At 52.1% G+C, this 16,323-nt stretch carries 16 protein-coding genes and 1 pseudogene; 9 read left to right on the top strand and 8 right to left on the bottom strand.

What is annotated here, in order from left to right; translation table 11 throughout:
• Positions 1-78: 78 nt before the first annotated feature.
• The 4 genes from sbp (at position 79) to QNN86_RS21410 (ending at position 4,884) form a co-directional block, all read left to right on the top strand.
• The gene (sbp, locus tag QNN86_RS21425) at positions 79-1,068 is read left to right on the top strand and encodes a sulfate/thiosulfate ABC transporter substrate-binding protein Sbp (RefSeq protein WP_096758830.1); all 990 of its coding nucleotides are present in this window, start codon (positions 79-81) and stop codon (positions 1,066-1,068) included.
• A gap of 103 nt (positions 1,069-1,171) precedes the next feature.
• On the top strand, positions 1,172-1,921 hold the full coding sequence (locus QNN86_RS21420) for a CDP-diacylglycerol diphosphatase (protein ID WP_182270641.1): 750 nt from the start codon (positions 1,172-1,174) through the stop codon (positions 1,919-1,921).
• 73 nt (positions 1,922-1,994) lie between these two features.
• Entirely contained in the window at positions 1,995-3,299 is a 1,305-nt protein-coding gene (locus tag QNN86_RS21415; protein WP_182270640.1) for an SLC13 family permease, read from the top strand.
• A 112-nt stretch (positions 3,300-3,411) separates the two neighbouring features.
• Complete coding sequence (locus QNN86_RS21410) at positions 3,412-4,884, top strand: DASS family sodium-coupled anion symporter (protein WP_096758827.1); 1,473 nt, start codon at positions 3,412-3,414, stop codon at positions 4,882-4,884.
• A gap of 41 nt (positions 4,885-4,925) precedes the next feature.
• Here QNN86_RS21410 and tpiA read toward each other — a convergent pair whose 3' ends face one another.
• Together tpiA and QNN86_RS21400 are read right to left on the bottom strand one after the other, a co-directional pair.
• On the bottom strand, positions 4,926-5,693 hold the full coding sequence (gene tpiA, locus QNN86_RS21405; RefSeq protein ID WP_414212308.1) for a triose-phosphate isomerase: 768 nt from the start codon (positions 5,691-5,693) through the stop codon (positions 4,926-4,928).
• A 108-nt stretch (positions 5,694-5,801) separates the two neighbouring features.
• Positions 5,802-6,401, bottom strand: coding sequence for a YiiQ family protein (locus tag QNN86_RS21400; RefSeq protein ID WP_414212307.1), 600 nt, complete (start codon positions 6,399-6,401; stop codon positions 5,802-5,804).
• Positions 6,402-6,626: 225 nt separating this feature from the next.
• On the opposite strand from QNN86_RS21400, the gene QNN86_RS21395 reads away from it, so the two are divergent.
• Positions 6,627-7,049, top strand: a complete 423-nt coding sequence (locus QNN86_RS21395) for a DUF805 domain-containing protein (RefSeq protein WP_096758824.1) — start codon at positions 6,627-6,629, stop codon at positions 7,047-7,049.
• A gap of 86 nt (positions 7,050-7,135) precedes the next feature.
• On the opposite strand, the gene fpr is transcribed toward QNN86_RS21395, so the two are convergent.
• The 4 genes from fpr to QNN86_RS21375 all read right to left on the bottom strand — a co-directional run bounded on the left by fpr (position 7,136) and on the right by QNN86_RS21375 (position 11,541).
• The gene (gene fpr / locus QNN86_RS21390; protein WP_414212306.1) at positions 7,136-7,882 is read right to left on the bottom strand and encodes a ferredoxin--NADP(+) reductase; all 747 of its coding nucleotides are present in this window, start codon (positions 7,880-7,882) and stop codon (positions 7,136-7,138) included.
• Between the two features lie 95 nt (positions 7,883-7,977).
• Positions 7,978-8,988, bottom strand: coding sequence for a class II fructose-bisphosphatase (glpX, locus tag QNN86_RS21385; RefSeq protein ID WP_096758822.1), 1,011 nt, complete (start codon positions 8,986-8,988; stop codon positions 7,978-7,980).
• Between the two features lie 177 nt (positions 8,989-9,165).
• Complete coding sequence (gene glpK, locus QNN86_RS21380) at positions 9,166-10,674, bottom strand: glycerol kinase GlpK (RefSeq protein ID WP_096758821.1); 1,509 nt, start codon at positions 10,672-10,674, stop codon at positions 9,166-9,168.
• Between the two features lie 21 nt (positions 10,675-10,695).
• Positions 10,696-11,541 (bottom strand): MIP/aquaporin family protein, encoded by an 846-nt coding sequence (locus tag QNN86_RS21375; RefSeq protein WP_096758820.1) that lies wholly within the window; start codon positions 11,539-11,541, stop codon positions 10,696-10,698.
• A gap of 428 nt (positions 11,542-11,969) precedes the next feature.
• On the opposite strand from QNN86_RS21375, the gene zapB reads away from it, so the two are divergent.
• The 3 genes from zapB (at position 11,970) to QNN86_RS21360 (ending at position 13,361) form a co-directional block, all read left to right on the top strand.
• Positions 11,970-12,215 carry a septal ring assembly protein ZapB gene (zapB, locus tag QNN86_RS21370; protein ID WP_115259761.1) on the top strand — a complete coding sequence of 82 codons (246 nt, stop codon included), beginning with the start codon at positions 11,970-11,972 and terminating at the stop codon, positions 12,213-12,215.
• A gap of 92 nt (positions 12,216-12,307) precedes the next feature.
• A complete protein-coding gene (locus QNN86_RS21365) occupies positions 12,308-12,976 on the top strand; it encodes a hypothetical protein (RefSeq protein WP_414212305.1) in 669 nt (222 codons plus the stop codon).
• Between the two features lie 94 nt (positions 12,977-13,070).
• Entirely contained in the window at positions 13,071-13,361 is a 291-nt protein-coding gene (locus tag QNN86_RS21360; protein ID WP_414212304.1) for a hypothetical protein, read from the top strand.
• Between the two features lie 39 nt (positions 13,362-13,400).
• On the opposite strand, the gene rraA is transcribed toward QNN86_RS21360, so the two are convergent.
• Together rraA and QNN86_RS21350 are read right to left on the bottom strand one after the other, a co-directional pair.
• Positions 13,401-13,886: a ribonuclease E activity regulator RraA gene (rraA, locus tag QNN86_RS21355; protein WP_096758819.1), complete on the bottom strand. Its 486-nt coding sequence runs from the start codon at positions 13,884-13,886 to the stop codon at positions 13,401-13,403.
• A gap of 332 nt (positions 13,887-14,218) precedes the next feature.
• Positions 14,219-15,418 (bottom strand): annotated as a pseudogene (locus QNN86_RS21350) (DUF4158 domain-containing protein); the annotation flags it as partial.
• Between the two features lie 182 nt (positions 15,419-15,600).
• Here QNN86_RS21350 and QNN86_RS21345 point away from each other — a divergent pair.
• Positions 15,601-16,242 (top strand): recombinase family protein, encoded by a 642-nt coding sequence (locus tag QNN86_RS21345; RefSeq protein ID WP_181618130.1) that lies wholly within the window; start codon positions 15,601-15,603, stop codon positions 16,240-16,242.
• The last annotated feature ends 81 nt before the right edge of the window (positions 16,243-16,323 follow it).

The raw sequence follows: 16,323 nt of genomic DNA, 5'->3' as shown, positions 1-16,323 counted from the left end.
TCTTTTTTTATTCTTTAAAGTTTGGATCGCTTTCTGGCACGCTCTGCTCATCACAACATTAAATAAGAGAGCTGGGCGATGAACAAATGGGGCGTAGGGTTAACATTATTGCTGGCATCGACCAGCGTTTTGGCAAAAGATATTCAGTTACTTAACGTATCGTACGATCCAACGCGTGAGCTGTACGAACAGTACAACAAAGCCTTCGCGGCGCACTGGAAACAGGAAACGGGCGATAACGTCGTTATCCGCCAGTCACACGGTGGCTCCGGTAAACAGGCCACCTCGGTCATCAACGGTATCGAAGCCGATGTGGTTACCCTGGCGTTGGCCTATGACGTGGACGCCATTGCTGAGCGTGGCCGTATCGATAAAAACTGGATTAAACGCCTGCCGGACAACTCTGCACCTTACACCTCCACCATCGTCTTCCTGGTACGCAAAGGCAATCCAAAGCAGATTCATGACTGGAACGATCTGGTTAAACCGGGTGTGTCAGTCATTACGCCAAACCCGAAAAGCTCCGGCGGGGCACGCTGGAACTATCTGGCGGCATGGGGTTATGCCCTGCACCACAATAACAACGATCAGGCTAAAGCTCAGGACTTCGTCAAAGCTCTGTTTAAAAACGTGGAAGTGCTGGATTCCGGCGCGCGCGGCTCTACCAATACCTTTGTTGAACGCGGAATTGGCGATGTGCTGATCGCATGGGAAAACGAAGCGCTGCTGGCGACGAATGAACTGGGTAAAGACAAGTTTGAGATCGTCACGCCAAGCGAATCCATTCTCGCAGAACCGACCGTGTCTATTGTCGACAAAGTGGTAGAAAAGAAAGACAGCAAAGTGGTGGCCGAAGCCTACCTGAAGTATCTCTATTCTCCGCAAGGTCAGGAAATTGCGGCGAAAAACTATTACCGCCCGCGTGATGCTGACGTGGCGAAGAAATACGAAAATGCCTTTCCGAAGCTGAAGTTGTTCACCATCGACGACGAGTTTGGTGGCTGGACCAAAGCGCAGAAAGAGCACTTCTCTAACGGCGGTACGTTTGACCAAATCAGTAAACGCTAACACAGATGTGTTTGCAGGCCTGGTGGCATAACGCGACCGGGCTTTTTTATTTGTCATCATTTTACGTTACGCTTACCCCTCAATGGGATACAGGAAACGCGTAATGAAAAAAGCAGGCTATTTTTTACTGGTGGTGATGATTATCGCTGCCGCTGCGGGCATAGGTTACTGGAAACTCAACGGTAACCCGGATGCGTTACGCCAGATTGTTCTTGAGCAATGCCTGCCGAACCAGCTGCAACGGCATAACCCTGCGCCGTGTGCGGAGGTGAAACCGGATGCCGGGTATGTGGTGTTCAAAGACCGTAACGGCCCTCTGCAATACTTATTGATGCCCACTTACCGCATTAACGGCACGGAAAGCCCGCTGCTGTTGCAATCAGGCACGCCGAATTTTTTCTGGCTCGCCTGGCAAGCGCGCGGTTTTATGAGCCAAAAATACGGTCAGGAAATTCCCGATAAAGCGGTATCGCTAACCATCAACTCGCCGTCTGGCCGCACGCAAAACCATTTCCACATTCATATCTCTTGCCTGCGTCCTGACGTTAGAACGCGACTGGATGACAATCTGGCGAAAATCAGCACCCGCTGGTTGCCTTTGCCGGGCGGATTGCGCGGGCATGAGTATCTGGCGCGCCGCGTGACGGAAAATGAACTGGCGCAACGCAGCCCGTTTATGATGCTGGCGGAAGAGGTACCGGATGCGCGTGACCATATGGGCCGCTATGCGCTGGCGATGGTACGCCAGAGCGATGAATCCTTTGTCCTGCTGGCGACCCAGCGCGATTTGCTGGCGCTGAATCTCGCCTCCGCCGAGGAAATTCAGGATCATCAGTGCCAGATCCTGCGGTAACCCCACCTAATCTGGCGTTTACTCTCTGTGCCTGTCCCCGTATTCTTGTTGAAAAAAACAACAGGAGACAGGCATGTCGCTCTGGCTTACGCACCCTCTGTTTATCCCTTCATTGGTGGTTGGCATCACCATTCTGCTCTGGGCTACGTCGCTGTTACCGGAGTTCATTACGGCGCTGATATTCTTCTCTGTCGCAATGGTGGCGAAAATCGCCCCACCGGAGGTGATTTTTGGCGGCTTTGCTTCGTCGGCGTTCTGGCTGGTTTTCAGCGGTTTCGTGTTGGGCATCGCGATACGTAAAACGGGACTGGCGGACAGGGCGGCGCGGGCGTTGTCGTCCCGGCTGACCGATTCCTGGCTGTTAATGGTCGCAAGCGTGGTGCTGCTGAGCTACGCGCTGGCGTTTGTGATGCCGTCCAACATGGGGCGTATTGCGCTGCTGATGCCGATTGTCGCGGCGATGGCGAAACGCGCCGGTATTCTCGACGGCACCCGCGCCTGGTACGGTCTGGCGTTAGCCGTGGGTTTTGGGACGTTCCAGCTTTCCGCCACCATTCTGCCTGCCAACGTACCAAACCTGGTGATGAGCGGCGCAACGGAAGGTTCGTACGGTATCCATCTGAATTATCTACCTTATTTACTGCTGCATACGCCGGTTCTCGGCTGGCTAAAAGGCGCGCTGCTGGTTGGACTGATCTGCTGGCTGTTCCCCGGCAAGCCCCATGCCCCTAATGATGTGACGCCGCCTGCGCCGATGAGCCGCGATGAAAAACGGCTGGCCTGGATGTTAGCGGTGGTGTTGCTGATGTGGGTCAGTGAAAGCTGGCACGGTATTGGTCCGGCCTGGACCGGGCTGGTGGCGGCAATCATTACGCTGTTGCCACGGGTAGGTTTTATTAACGGGGACGAGTTTTCCAGCGGGGTGAACATCCGCACCTGTATTTACGTGGCGGGGATCCTGGGGCTGGCGATCACCGTGACGCAAACCGGCATCGGTAGCGCGGTGGGGGAGGCGTTGCTACAGGTGATGCCGCTGGACGCGGATAAACCCTTTACCAGCTTTCTGGCGTTAACCGGTATTACCACGGCGCTCAATTTTATTATGACCGCCAACGGCGTTCCGGCGCTGTATACCACGCTGGCACAGAGCTTTGCCGATGCGACCGGGTTTCCGCTGCTGTCGGTGATTATGATTCAGGTGCTGGGCTATTCCACGCCGTTGCTGCCGTATCAGGCATCGCCAATTGTGGTGGCGATGGCGCTAGGCAAAGTGCCTGCACGGGCAGGAATGCTGCTGTGCATTACGCTGGCTATGGCAACGTACCTGGTTCTGCTGCCGCTGGATTATCTGTGGTTTAGCGTACTGGGGAAACTATAACGTCTTGTAATCGTAAAAATTTATGTATTGAGAAGGTGAATCGCATTCTGCATGTCGATACCGGGTAATATCGATGTGCATACTTGCGTGCTGGAAACTCAAGGATTGACTCATGGACAGATTGACCCCTATACGCTGTTGGCCTGCCATTATCTCGATCGTGATTACCCTGACTATCTGGTTTGTTATCCCTTGCCCTCCTGACGTTACTCCCGAAGCGTGGCATCTGCTGGCGCTGTTTATTGGCACTATCGCGGCCATCATTGGCAAAGCCATGCCTATTGGCGCTATCGCGATTGTCGCGATTATGCTGGTGGCAATGACCGGCGTCACTCACCCTGGTAAACCGACTGCGGCGCTGAGTGATGCGCTGAGCGGTTTCTCTAACCAACTGATCTGGTTGATCGGTATCTCCATCATGCTGTCGCAAAGCCTGTTGAAAACGGGGCTGGGCGCGCGCATTGGCTATGGATTTATTGCCCTGTTTGGCAAACGGACGCTGGGTATTGCCTGGGCGTTAACCCTGGCGGAAACGCTGATAGCCCCTGTAACCCCAAGCAATACCGCGCGCGGTGGTGGGATTATTCACCCGGTCATGCGGGCGATTGCCGAAAGCCTCGGGTCTCAGCCGGGAGATAAGGAAAACGGCTCTACCGGCCGCTATCTGGCGCTGGTGAACTACAACATTAACCCGATTACCTCGGCGATGTTTATTACTGCGACCGCGCCTAACCCATTGATTGTCAGCTTTTTGACCAAAGGGACGGATGGGGTACTGAATATGACCTGGGGAATGTGGGCCATCGCTGCGCTTCTGCCTGCGGTCGTCTCACTGATCGTGATGCCCATTATTATCTGGTGGCTCTACCCGCCGGCCATTACCCGCACGCCGAACGCGCCGCAGTTCGCCCGGCAAAAGCTCGATGCGCTTGGCCCGCTTGCGCTGGCAGAGAAAATCACCCTCGCGGTTTTCGTTTTGCTGCTCTGCCTGTGGGCGGGTGTTCCTGCGATGATCATGGGCAGTGCCTGGACCGTCAACCCCACCAGCGCGGCGTTAATCGGCTTATCAATTTTGTTAGTGACCGGGGTACTCAGCTGGGATGATATTCTCAAATGCCGTGGGGCATGGGATACGATAGTCTGGTTTGCTGCGCTGGTAATGATGGCGGACTTCCTGAGCAAACTGGGCCTGGTCGGCTGGCTGGCGACCAGCGTCGGAAGTGCCATCGATCATCTCGGCGTTCACTGGAGTATCGCCACGCTGCTGCTGGTGCTGCTTTACGTCTATTCGCACTACTTTTTTGCCAGCACTACCGCGCATATTACGGCGATGTTCGCGGCGTTCTTCGCGGCGGGATTAGGTCTCGGTGCGCCTCCGGCGCTGCTTGGCCTGATGCTGGGATTCTCATCCTCGTTGATGATGTCGCTCACGCACTACGGCACAGGCACCGCGCCCATCATTTTTGGCTCGGGTTACGTTACGCTGGCTGAGTGGTGGAAAACAGGGCTGGTGATGAGTGTGGCCAACCTGACTATCTGGGGGGTAACGGGTGCCTTCTGGTGGCACTGGCTGGGATATTGGTAACGCGGAGATGACAAGGGGGGCAATGCCCCCCTTGCAACAACTTAAGCCTGTTTAGCGGCTTCAGCTGCCTTAACGATTACGGCGAAGGCGTCAGCTTTCAGAGAAGCACCACCCACCAGCGCGCCGTCGATGTCCGGCTGCGCGAACAGTTCTGCTGCGTTAGCTGCGTTTACGGAACCGCCGTACTGGATGATAACTTGCTGCGCGATTTTCGCGTCAGCTTTAGCAATGTGATCACGGATGAATTTGTGAACAGCCTGAGCCTGTGCCGGAGTTGCAGATTTGCCGGTACCGATAGCCCATACAGGTTCGTAAGCGATAACCACGCCTTCGAATGCTTCTGCGCCCTGAGTCTTCAGTACCGCGTCGATCTGACGTGCGCACACTTCTTCAGTTTTGCCCGCTTCGTTTTCTGCTTCGGTTTCACCGATGCACAGAACCGGCGTCAGGCCCTGTTCTTTCAACACGGCGAATTTTTTCGCGATCAGTTCATCAGACTCTTTGTGGTAAGTACGACGCTCAGAGTGACCGATAATGATGTATTTCGCGCCGATATCTTTCAGCATTTCAGCGCTGGTTTCACCGGTGAATGCGCCAGACAGGTTCAGGTCAACGTTCTGCGCGCCCAGGATGATGTGGCTACCGGCAGCGGCGTGGTTAGCCAGGTCGATATACATTTCCGGTGGAGCGATTGCTACTGCGCAGCCAGCAACGCCAGCCAGTTCTTTACGCAGGTTAGCAACCAGTTCGTTTACCATGTGGCGGCTGCCGTTGAGTTTCCAGTTACCCATCACTAAAGGATATCGCATTTCATTTCTCCACGCTTGTCAGCGAATTAAGGAAGATGGCCGCCCGTCAGGGCAGCATGGTCTGTGAAACAGTATAGAGATTGATCATCATGAAGGCTTTGCTTTTTGTCATTTATTCGACCCTTCGAGATTTTCAGATAGCGCCAGCTTAATCGGTTCAACAGCGAAGGTCAGCCCTTTTTCGCCGTTATCTGCCACGACATAGCGAATTGCACCCTCGGTTTCTGCGTAGTAGTGCTTACTTTTGCCTGCGGTGAGCAATTTTTGCAGTTTTTTCTGGCTTTGTTCTTTGGTCAGTAAGGGCGCTACGGTGCGGATGACGGCGCTCATGTACTCCAGCGCTTTCGCTTTGGCGGCCTTTTGTTCCGGCCCCTGGATCGGCAGCCAGGTTATCTGCATGCTTTTAATTTTCAATGTCCCGCGCTCCAGGGCCGATGACGCATACAGGTTTTCATTGATCTTACTGGCCGCGCGGGTGAGATTTACCTTATCGCGGCTGCTGTCGATGGCGCGGAATTCATTTAATGCAAGCTTCGGATTCTGCGTATTAAAGTTTTCACGAAACTGGCTGATCGACAGATCAAACGTCGGCGCGCCCGCCAGCAGATAGGGGGCCGTGGTTGCCGTCGAGGGCTCTTCCGCCAGTGCCGCAGGGCTTGCGGACAGGGCTGAAAACAATAATAAAAACAGAGTAAATCCTTGCTTCATCAATCGTACCTTTCATTATGACTGACCACGATTAAAACGATATACTCGTCGTCTTTCAAGTGGCAGGTGCGTTAGCTGTGTTCATTCACCCGAATCACTTACCTGAGTAAGCTCATCGGAACTCACTCACTTGCCGCCTTCCCACCAGTCGAAATCCATAGAGCAAAACTGTCGGGCTTGTCAAAAGGGTAAACTGTTCTTGAAGGCAATAATAAAGGAACTTACATGACCATACAGCAGTGGTTATTCTCAATTAAAGGGCGTATTGGACGCCGTGATTTCTGGATTTGGGTCGGCCTCTGGATTGTCGGTATGCTGGTTCTGTTCTCGCTGGCGAGTAAAAAACTTCTCGATATTCAGACAGCGGCTTTTTGCCTGGTGTGCTTGTTATGGCCGACAGCGGCGGTGACGGTAAAACGCCTGCATGACCGGGGACGCTCTGGCGCATGGGCGCTATTGATGATTCTGGCGTGGATGCTGCTGGCAGGAAATTGGACGATGTTACCCAGCGTCTTGCCGTGGGTCGTCGGACGCTTTGTCCCCACGTTGATTCTGGTCGGCATGCTGATTGACCTGGGCGCGTTTGTTGGCACCCAGGGCGAGAATAAGTTTGGTAAGGATACGCAGGACGTGAAGTACAAAGCGTGAATACAATGCCAGATGGCGAAAGTGTCACCCGTAGGCCGGATAAGGCGAAGCCACCATCCGGCAAAAGTGACTTCAGGCAAACACCCTTACCAGTAATGCTCAGCGGTCATATGGCCCGGTCGGCGACGCAGGTGTTTGGTCATCTGCCGGGTATCTTTCAGCAACTGCTGGGTATCGCGTACCATCTGTGGGTTCCCACAGAGCATCACATGGCTGGTGGCGGTATCCATCGGCAGACCGACTGCTTTTTCCAGCTCACCGCTTTCAATCAGTGCGGGAACGCGGCCAGTAAGCGAACCTGCAGCTGTTTCACGGCTGACGACGGTCTGAATACGTAATTTCCCTTCGTAACGCTTTTCCAGCGCCTGCATCAGCGGCAGGTAGCTTAAATCGGCGGCATAACGGGCAGCATGGACCAGCACCAGATTTTTAAAGCGATCGACATCTTTGCCCAGTTGCAGAATGGATAAGTACGGGCCGATCGCCGTGCCGGTTGCCAGCATCCACAGCGTATCGCAATCGGGGACTTCATCCAGCACAAAGAAACCCGCGGCTTCACTGACCACCTGTACGTCATCGCCAGGTTGTAGCGCGGCCAGACGTGGACTCAGCTTTCCGTCAGGCACTGTCACCAGATAAAACTCTAAATCGGGATTATCAGGGGCATTCACATAGGAATAGGCGCGCTGGACGCGTTCGCCGTCAATCTCCAGGCCAAGCTTGGTGAACTGACCCGCAGTGAAGGGGAGAACCGGCGCGCGCACGGTCAAACTAAACAGGGCGTCGGTCCAGTTCTGTACCTTAGTGACTTTGCCTGTTACCCAATCTGCCATGGTGTCCTCCTGTCTGCTTTGATTGCCTTATCTTCGTTCGTTGCACGAAAGATTTCCAGCCCCGAAGGGCTGGAAGGCTCAATCAAACAAATTTGTTACAGGATATGCGCCTGCACATCAGGATCTTTGCGATCGAGATAGTGAATGGACTGAATACGACGGATCGTGCGTGACTTACCGCGGATCAGCAGCGTTTCGGTGGTGGCGATATTGCCTTTACGGCTGATCCCATCCAACAGATCGCCTTTGGTGATCCCGGTCGCGGAGAAGATAACGTTATCGCTACGTGCCATTTCGTCCAGACGCAGCGCTTTACCGGCTTCAATACCCATCGCCTGGCAGCGGGCCAGTTCCTGTTCGCCGATACGGCGGTTTTCTTCGCTGTCGCCTTTGACGTCATGACGTGCCAGCAAACGGCCCTGCATGTCGCCGTCCAGCGCGCGGATGACGGCGGCAGAAACGACACCTTCCGGCGCGCCGCCAATGCCGTACAGCACGTCAACTTCGCTGTCTGGCATACAGGTCAGAATGGAGGCCGCGACATCGCCGTCGGGAATGGCAAACACACGTACGCCCAGTTTCGCCATCTCTGCGATCACCTCATCGTGGCGAGGTTTGGCCAGAATCGTCACGGTCAGATCGCCGAGCGGCTTGTTGAGTGCGGCGGCGACATTACGTAGGTTTGTTTCCAGCGGCAGGTTCAGGTCGATAGCCCCTTTGGCGCCAGGGCCGACAATCAACTTCTCCATGTACATATCTGGCGCGTTGAGGAAACAGCCTTTGTCACCAACTGCGAGGACCGCCAGCGCATTCGCCTGGCCCATTGCCGTCATGCGCGTACCTTCGATAGGGTCGACCGCAATGTCTACGGCATCGCCGTGACCGGTACCGACTTTCTCACCGATAAACAGCATCGGCGCTTCATCAATTTCACCTTCGCCAATCACGATGGTGCCGTCAATATTGACCTGGTTGAGCATAATACGCATGGCGTGTACCGCTGCGCCGTCGGCGGTATTTTTATCGCCGCGTCCCAGCCATTTATAGCCAGCCAGCGCCGCCGCTTCGGTTACGCGTGAAAATTCAATGGCAAGTTCTCGTCTCATTGCAAACTCGTAGCAGAAAGGAATGGCGCGAAGTGTAGCACAGGGGAGAGGGCGGGATTATTGATGTGCGTGCGGGATTGCCCCGCACGAAGATATTGCCGAATGGCGACGCTAACGCGTCTTATCCGGCCTACGTCAGATTCGTATCAGTAGGCCGTGCCATCCGGCAATGACGGGTTACTCTTCGTGGTCTTCCCACGCCAGGGCGCGTTTAACCGCTTTTTTCCAGCCGCTGTAACGGAAGTTACGTTCGGTGGTTTCGATGCCTGGGCGGAATTCACGCTCGATGACCGCTTTTTCCTGCAGTTCATCCAGGTTTTGCCAGAAGCCAACGGCCAGACCTGCCAGGTATGCGGCACCCAGTGCAGTCACTTCACGTACTTCCGGGCGCTCAACGCGGGTGCCAAGAATGTCGGACTGGAACTGCATCAGGAAGTTGTTGGCGACCGCGCCACCGTCGACACGCAGCGCGTGCAGACGAATACCGGAGTCGGCCTGCATTGCTTCCAGCACGTCACGGGTCTGATAAGCGATAGACTCAAGCGTTGCACGGATGATGTGGTTGGAGTTAACGCCACGGGTCAGGCCAAAGATGGCACCACGCGCATACGGGTCCCAGTATGGCGCACCCAGACCGGTGAATGCCGGAACGACGTACACACCGTTGGTGTCCTTCACTTTGGTGGCGAAGTATTCGGAGTCGAACGCATCGCTGATGAGTTTCATTTCATCACGCAGCCACTGAATGGATGCGCCGGCCATAAACACCGCGCCTTCCAGCGCATAGTTTACTTCCCCGGTCGGACCGCAGGCGATGGTGGTCAGCAGCCCGTTTTCAGACTTCACGGCTTTCTCGCCGGTATTCATCAGCATGAAGCAGCCGGTGCCGTAGGTGTTTTTCGCCATCCCTTCTTTCACGCACAGCTGACCGAACAGTGCGGCCTGCTGGTCACCCGCGATACCCGAGATAGGAATACGCGTGCCGCCTTTACCGCCAATGTTGGTCTGACCGTAGACTTCAGAAGAACGACGCACTTCCGGCAGCATGGCACGCGGGACGTCCAGTGCGTCCAGCATTTTGTCGTCCCAGTCCAGGGTATGGATGTTGAACAGCATGGTACGTGAGGCGTTGGTGTAATCCGTTACGTGTACGCGCCCCTGAGTCATTTTCCAGATAAGCCAGGTGTCCACGGTACCAAACAACAGTTCGCCGCGACGAGCGCGCTCACGCGAGCCCTCTACGTGGTCGAGGATCCACTTCACTTTGGTGCCAGAGAAGTACGGGTCAATGACCAGCCCGGTGTTGTTACGGACATAGTCTTCCATACCGTCGCGCTTAAGTTTCTCGCAAATATCCGCGGTACGACGACACTGCCAGACAATGGCGTTATAGATAGGTTTACCGGTTTCACGCTCCCAGACGATGGTGGTTTCGCGCTGGTTGGTAATCCCGATCGCGGCAATTTCGTCGGAACTGATATCGGCTTTCGCCAGCACTTCTACCAGCGTAGAGCTTTGAGTCGCCCAAATTTCCATCGGGTCGTGTTCTACCCAACCGGCTTTCGGGTAGATTTGCTCGAATTCGCGTTGTGAAACGCTAACAATATTTGCATCGTGGTCCATTACGACCGCGCGGGAGCTGGTAGTGCCCTGGTCGAGCGCAACGATATATTTTTTTTCAGTCATGATTTTTGTCCCGTAGTCACATTACTGCGAAGCTTTTTGTTGAGTGTTGGCCGCGACGTCTTTCTCTTCAATCGCGCAGACATCGCACGGCAAATGGCGACCAATCAGTTTGCGATATGCCCATGCGCCCAAAATCGCGCCGGTAATCGGGCCAAACACCGGTACCAGGAAGTAAGGAATATCGCGACCGCCCGTGAAGGCAATCTCACCCCATCCAGCCATCCAGGCGAAGAGTTTCGGTCCGAAGTCACGTGCCGGGTTCATTGCAAAACCGGTCAGTGGTCCCATAGAGGCACCAATAACTGCGATCAATAAACCGATCAGCAGTGGCGCCAGTGGTCCACGTGGCACACCGTTACCATCGTCGGTCAGTGCCAAAATCAGCCCCATCAGAATAGCGGTAATGACCATTTCAACTGCGAAGGCCTGCACAAAATTGATATGCGGGTTTGGATATGTTGAGAATGTCCCTGCCAGATTGAGGCTTTCAGCGCTACCGCGCACGATATGGTTGGTTTGTTCGAAATCGATGAAAAGATTGTAATAAAGCCCGTAAACCAAAGCTGCTGCGCAAAAGGCGCCGGCAATTTGTGAAATGATAAAAGGTACGACTTTACGCTTATCAAAGCAGGCAAACAGCCAAAGTGCGATTGTGACCGCCGGATTCAGGTGTGCACCAGAAACGCCTGCTGTCAGATAGATAGCCATCGCTACCCCCAGACCCCAGATGATACTGATTTCCCACTGCCCAAAAGTCGCCCCAGCGACTTTGAGTGCAGCGACACAGCCCACACCGAAGAAAATCAACAACCCGGTACCGAGGAATTCAGCAATGCACTGGCCTTTCAAGGTTGATGTTTGACTCATAATCGGATCCTGAAGAGAGATTAATGTTTATTGTGTGCGAGAAGGTCACTGACATCCCCGGAGCCCGGTAGGCACACTGTTAATTTATCGTTAACGAGCAAAAACGAGAAATATCGAAATTGAAATGTGTGTACTGCATCAACAAAATGAGCGTTTTCGCGCCATAACGAGGCATTTGTAATACATAATTAGTGTGAGCTGAATCATTTCATTAACCAATATGTTAACACTTTTGAGCTATAGGGTGTTTGTCGCCAGGACAAGGATTAAAAGTGTTGCAAACCGCAATCTACGCGGGATGCTGCTGGACAGGGATGGCGCGGCTTCATACAATCGGTGCTAAGTAGAGAACGCGCGTTTTTATTAAGGCGTCACCGTTATCGGGACGAGGATTTATATCCATCAACGCCTTGCAATTCAGGAGAGGTATGACGATGTCATTAGAAGTGTTTGAGAAACTGGAAGCAAAAGTACAGCAGGCGATTGATACCATCACGCTGTTGCAGATGGAAATCGAAGAGCTGAAAGAAAAAAACAACTCACTGTCGCAGGAAGTTCAGTCTGCACAGCAGCAGCGTGAAGAGCTGGAGCGTGAGAACAACAGCCTGAAAGAACAGCAGAGCGGCTGGCAGGATCGTCTGCATGCCCTTTTAGGTCGTATGGAAGAAGTCTAATTCTGATTTCTTGAAAAAGGCATCCATTATGGATGCCTTTTTACTATGTAGACTATAGGATATCGTGATTCTCAAATCTCAAAGAATACGATATGACAAAAAGAAACGATATTATTGATAATTCGGATCGATTTATCACCAGAGATATTAGATATGGTCTTATCTATACAGAGAATCTAGGATGGATTGATTTAGGTCATGCCAATCCGACTGGAGCTGAAAAGCTATGGTTTGAAATGACAAGGGTTCGTGGTGGTGATAGCGAATATTATGAAGTAAATTACCATCAAAGTATGTCCAAAAGTATTCATAGCCTAAATATTAATACCGGCATATACCGTAGATTTATGGTGCGACGAGGATTGCAGGAACGAACTCTGCAAGGTATTGCTTTATCGATTTTCTTAAGTACGTCACATCGTTTTGAATCCTTACAGGATTTTTGGCCTTACGTTTATTTAACCGATAGTGGCTATAGTGCCGAAGATTTGGTATCGAATTTATTTGGTTTTTACCAAGCAGTAAATTATGCAGATTACACCTCTTATCTTCAGATATGTTCGAAAGAAAAGGCTTATCGTATATGGGACTTCTATGGTCCGGTTGGTGAATTTAAGAATAAAAGCGTCATTCCGTTACTGTTTCCCGATCCCTTAGATAAGGGGACGAAACATGAACCCTATTCAGGGGAGTTACCTTTATTTATGGATGTAATAAAACCTGTTGCAAATCCTGATTATGTTTGGGAACTCCGCATATGATGTCTCGTATATCAGGTGTTATTATTGGCTTTATAATTTTCTTTGCGCTGTTGTATTGTTATTTCATGATGAGCATCTTTACAAAAAAAACTATGTGCAGAAGGATTTATTAATTTATCAGCTGTTAACGCCAGAACCTCTTAAACAGGTTCCAAGGGTATCCAGCGACTGGTTTTTTGTAAGCCATGCAGATGAAGGTAGCCATCTTCAACGCAGTGAAATAGTTTTTACGGGGATACCAAAGAGTGATGTTCAGAGAGCACAGGAAAAATTAAACGCATACGTTGAATCTTATCCTGCAAGTCGCGAGATGATGAGTGTCGTTGTTGAAGATAGAGCTGGGAATTATGATGTGAAAGTCATCCACTACAAATCGGATGAATGAAAATAAAAGGCCATCAAATTTGCTGATGGCCTTTTTCGATTACTCGATATCGAGCGGGTCTTCGGAGAGGATCATCCCGGTATTGTCGGCGTACAGGTGGTCGCCGGAGAAGAACGTCACGCCACCGAAGTTGACGCGCACATCGCTTTCTCCAATGCCTTCACCTGCGGCACCCACCGGAATAGCGGCAATTGCCTGGATACCGATGTCCAGTTCTTCCAGATCGTCTACCTGGCGTACTGAACCGTAGATGACCAGACCTTCCCATTCATTCTGTACCGCCAGGCGCGCCAGTTCGGCATCAACCAGCGCACGACGGACAGAGCCGCCGCCATCGACCAGCAGAATGCGACCACGGCCATTTTGTTCGAGCAGATCGTACAGCAACCCGTTGTCCTCGAAACATTTTACCGTAATGATTTGTCCGCCAAACGACGACCGCCCCCCAAAGTTAGAGAACAGTGGTTCCACGACGTTGACATCTTCCTGGTAGATGTCACAAAGCTCGGATGTATCGTATTTCATAGGCTCAACGTTCAGTTGCTGCGAGAATTTTTAGTATATCGCGCTATGTGTACTGTTGGCAAAATCATCAATTGTTAATTAGTGTCCAGATCAATAACTATTCGCATTTTTCATTGAAAAACAGTTAGTTAATGATTTTTAAAACAGCCGATACTGACCTGCAATTACCCGTATTTCCATCTGTAAAGTATCCCCGAGGTATCTCCGGAAGATTGCTGGAGCATAAAAGAAAGCCCTATGAGAACGATCAGATTCACCAAAGTCGTGCTGATGGAACTCCCCGTTCCCTGATGCCGGCAAACGCCTTGAATATGCTGATAGTGTCGTTAATGGGTTGCGACTAACTGTAAAGCGGACAACATGCGCGGGGCATATTTCCGTAATGTGCTGTATTTCTCAGTAATATTATGCTGCGGGTCAAAATTATTTTTTCTGGCGAGATGGCGTGTTTCCTCCAGACTGGCGACAAATTCAGGCCACGGGAGTATGTTTTCTATTGCGAGCCATGGATCGCCACCGGAGTCGCGGGCATCAGACAGCGCCTGACCAACATCGATGTACTGCCTCAGTTTGGACTGGATCAGCTTTCCGGTCTGCTGAAGGCGCTCAGCCTGTGTTCTTTTGGTTTTGTTGAAAAGGCTGTTCAGCATTCGCTCATGCAGCTCAATCACTTCGTCTGTCAGTGTGGCCCTGGCTTCTTCCAGCACGCAGACCAGGATCGCATGACGGCGGGCTGCTGAAAATCGGGTCAAATCCCGGCTGCTCATCTTTCGGCCTTCACGCGCCAGTTTCAGCAACCGGTTCTGGTGAATGGTACGATCTATACCTTCAGGTAATGCCAGCGATTCAATGCTGCTGAGCCGATCAAGATGTTGCAGCACGTTCTTACCATTGATTTTACCCGGCGGTTGCAGAAGCCATGTCAGCTTGGAAGGCTGATTATCTGATGACTCAAGTAAACGATCCAGGGCATTCCTGTGCGCCGGAGTTAACGGGGCATTCAGAGTCTGAAATACGATTTTATCTCCGCCAGCCATGGCCTCCGCACAGGTACGCTCCACGACATCAATCGCGGGAATTATCACGTTGTTCTGCCGGAGCCAGACCAGTAACTCTTCGGCCAGGAGAATACCTTTATCGGTGCGCGTCGCCATCGACAACAGGTGCGTAATACAGTCCTGCTGTATTTTGCCGGTGAACGCCTTAACGCCAAGATAGCGGTACAGTTCGGTTAAACGCTCACGCCGGGTCGTATCCCTGCCGGAAAGGTAAGCAGGCCAGAGTTCCTCGGTAAGCTTTAGCCTGCTGGCGATATGTTTCAGCAGCGCATCAGAGGGTGGGATTTTTTTATCCGGAGCAAAGCCGACATTTTTCAGGTAGCAAAGAAGGACGGCAAAACCAAAATGGCTGGCAGGTTTACGGTGAGCACTGATAAGTGCCAGATCATGCTCACTGAAATAGGCCATTCGGGTCAGCGTTAACTCATCATCTGGCAATGCCAGTATTGATTCTCTTTCCGACAGAGAAAGAATCTACCTCCTTGCCATATAGTTTCCCTCATAAATTATTCGGTTCGGAATTTTTAACAAAAATGCTTATCGCATAAGGGTACGCCCTGACGCCATAACCAAAATGTGACGGTGCACGTCAAATGACATAACCTATATGCGATAGAATAAATGCAATAACCTAAATGCGATAATGTGGTGAAAAAATGTTCATCAGAGCTTACTTGAGGGCATCGACGGAAGATCAGTTCGTCGATCGGGCAAAAGAGATGCTGGAGCAGTTCGTTCAGGAGCGGGGACATAAAATAGCCAGTTACTACCGGGAGAATATCAGCGGTACAAAACTTGACCGCCCGGAACTGGGACGCTTGCTGATGGACAGTCACCACAATGATATTTTGCTGGTCGAGCAGATAGACCGCCTGACCCGTCTGAGCAACAGTGACTGGATGACGCTGAAAAAGCAGATAGAACAACACGAGCTTCGGATTGTCAGCCTGGATGTGCCCACCTCATGGCTGGCGTTGTCGGATGAAGACCCCTCGCAGGCTGACCCGATCACACGCGCCGTTATAACCGCCATCAATAATATGCTTATCGATCTGATGGCCGCAATGTCGCATAAGGACTGGCTGAGTCGCCGTCAGCGGCAAAAACAGGGGATTGAGAGGGCCCATACGCAGGGAAAATACCGGGGTAAGCAGGCCGATCAAGAACGGCATCAAAAAGTCCTGTACTGCCGCCAGATTAAGAAGCTGAGTATCCGGGAAACGGCAGACGCGACAGGGTACAGTCCCTCACAGATATGCCGTATTCAGGCTCTTTATAGAGAAGTGACCACTGATTAAAAAGCAGCCTCAATATACAATAATTTCTGTTTCTAAAACGGAGTCCATCAGGACGTCGGGAATAAGACCCGGCAGATGCAA

This window comes from Citrobacter sp. C348 (assembly GCF_047467975.1).
GTDB lineage: Bacteria > Pseudomonadota > Gammaproteobacteria > Enterobacterales > Enterobacteriaceae > Citrobacter > Citrobacter gillenii.
This window is presented reverse-complemented; position numbering and strand designations above follow the sequence as displayed.

Bases quoted from the DNA above. Each gene is read 5' to 3' on its own strand.
- tpiA (WP_414212308.1), bottom strand. From the start codon at position 5,693: ATGCGATATCCTTTAGTGATGGGTAACTGGAAACTCAACGGCAGCCGC.
- QNN86_RS21395 (WP_096758824.1), top strand. From the start codon at position 6,627: ATGACCATACAGCAGTGGTTATTCTCAATTAAAGGGCGTATTGGACGC.
- QNN86_RS21410 (WP_096758827.1), top strand. From the start codon at position 3,412: ATGGACAGATTGACCCCTATACGCTGTTGGCCTGCCATTATCTCGATC.
- zapB (WP_115259761.1), top strand. From the start codon at position 11,970: ATGACGATGTCATTAGAAGTGTTTGAGAAACTGGAAGCAAAAGTACAG.
- sbp (WP_096758830.1), top strand. From the start codon at position 79: ATGAACAAATGGGGCGTAGGGTTAACATTATTGCTGGCATCGACCAGC.
- QNN86_RS21365 (WP_414212305.1), top strand. From the start codon at position 12,308: ATGACAAAAAGAAACGATATTATTGATAATTCGGATCGATTTATCACC.
- QNN86_RS21420 (WP_182270641.1), top strand. From the start codon at position 1,172: ATGAAAAAAGCAGGCTATTTTTTACTGGTGGTGATGATTATCGCTGCC.
- QNN86_RS21345 (WP_181618130.1), top strand. From the start codon at position 15,601: ATGTTCATCAGAGCTTACTTGAGGGCATCGACGGAAGATCAGTTCGTC.
- rraA (WP_096758819.1), bottom strand. From the start codon at position 13,886: ATGAAATACGATACATCCGAGCTTTGTGACATCTACCAGGAAGATGTC.
- glpK (WP_096758821.1), bottom strand. From the start codon at position 10,674: ATGACTGAAAAAAAATATATCGTTGCGCTCGACCAGGGCACTACCAGC.
- QNN86_RS21375 (WP_096758820.1), bottom strand. From the start codon at position 11,541: ATGAGTCAAACATCAACCTTGAAAGGCCAGTGCATTGCTGAATTCCTC.
- QNN86_RS21400 (WP_414212307.1), bottom strand. From the start codon at position 6,401: ATGAAGCAAGGATTTACTCTGTTTTTATTATTGTTTTCAGCCCTGTCC.
- fpr (WP_414212306.1), bottom strand. From the start codon at position 7,882: ATGGCAGATTGGGTAACAGGCAAAGTCACTAAGGTACAGAACTGGACC.
- QNN86_RS21415 (WP_182270640.1), top strand. From the start codon at position 1,995: ATGTCGCTCTGGCTTACGCACCCTCTGTTTATCCCTTCATTGGTGGTT.
- glpX (WP_096758822.1), bottom strand. From the start codon at position 8,988: ATGAGACGAGAACTTGCCATTGAATTTTCACGCGTAACCGAAGCGGCG.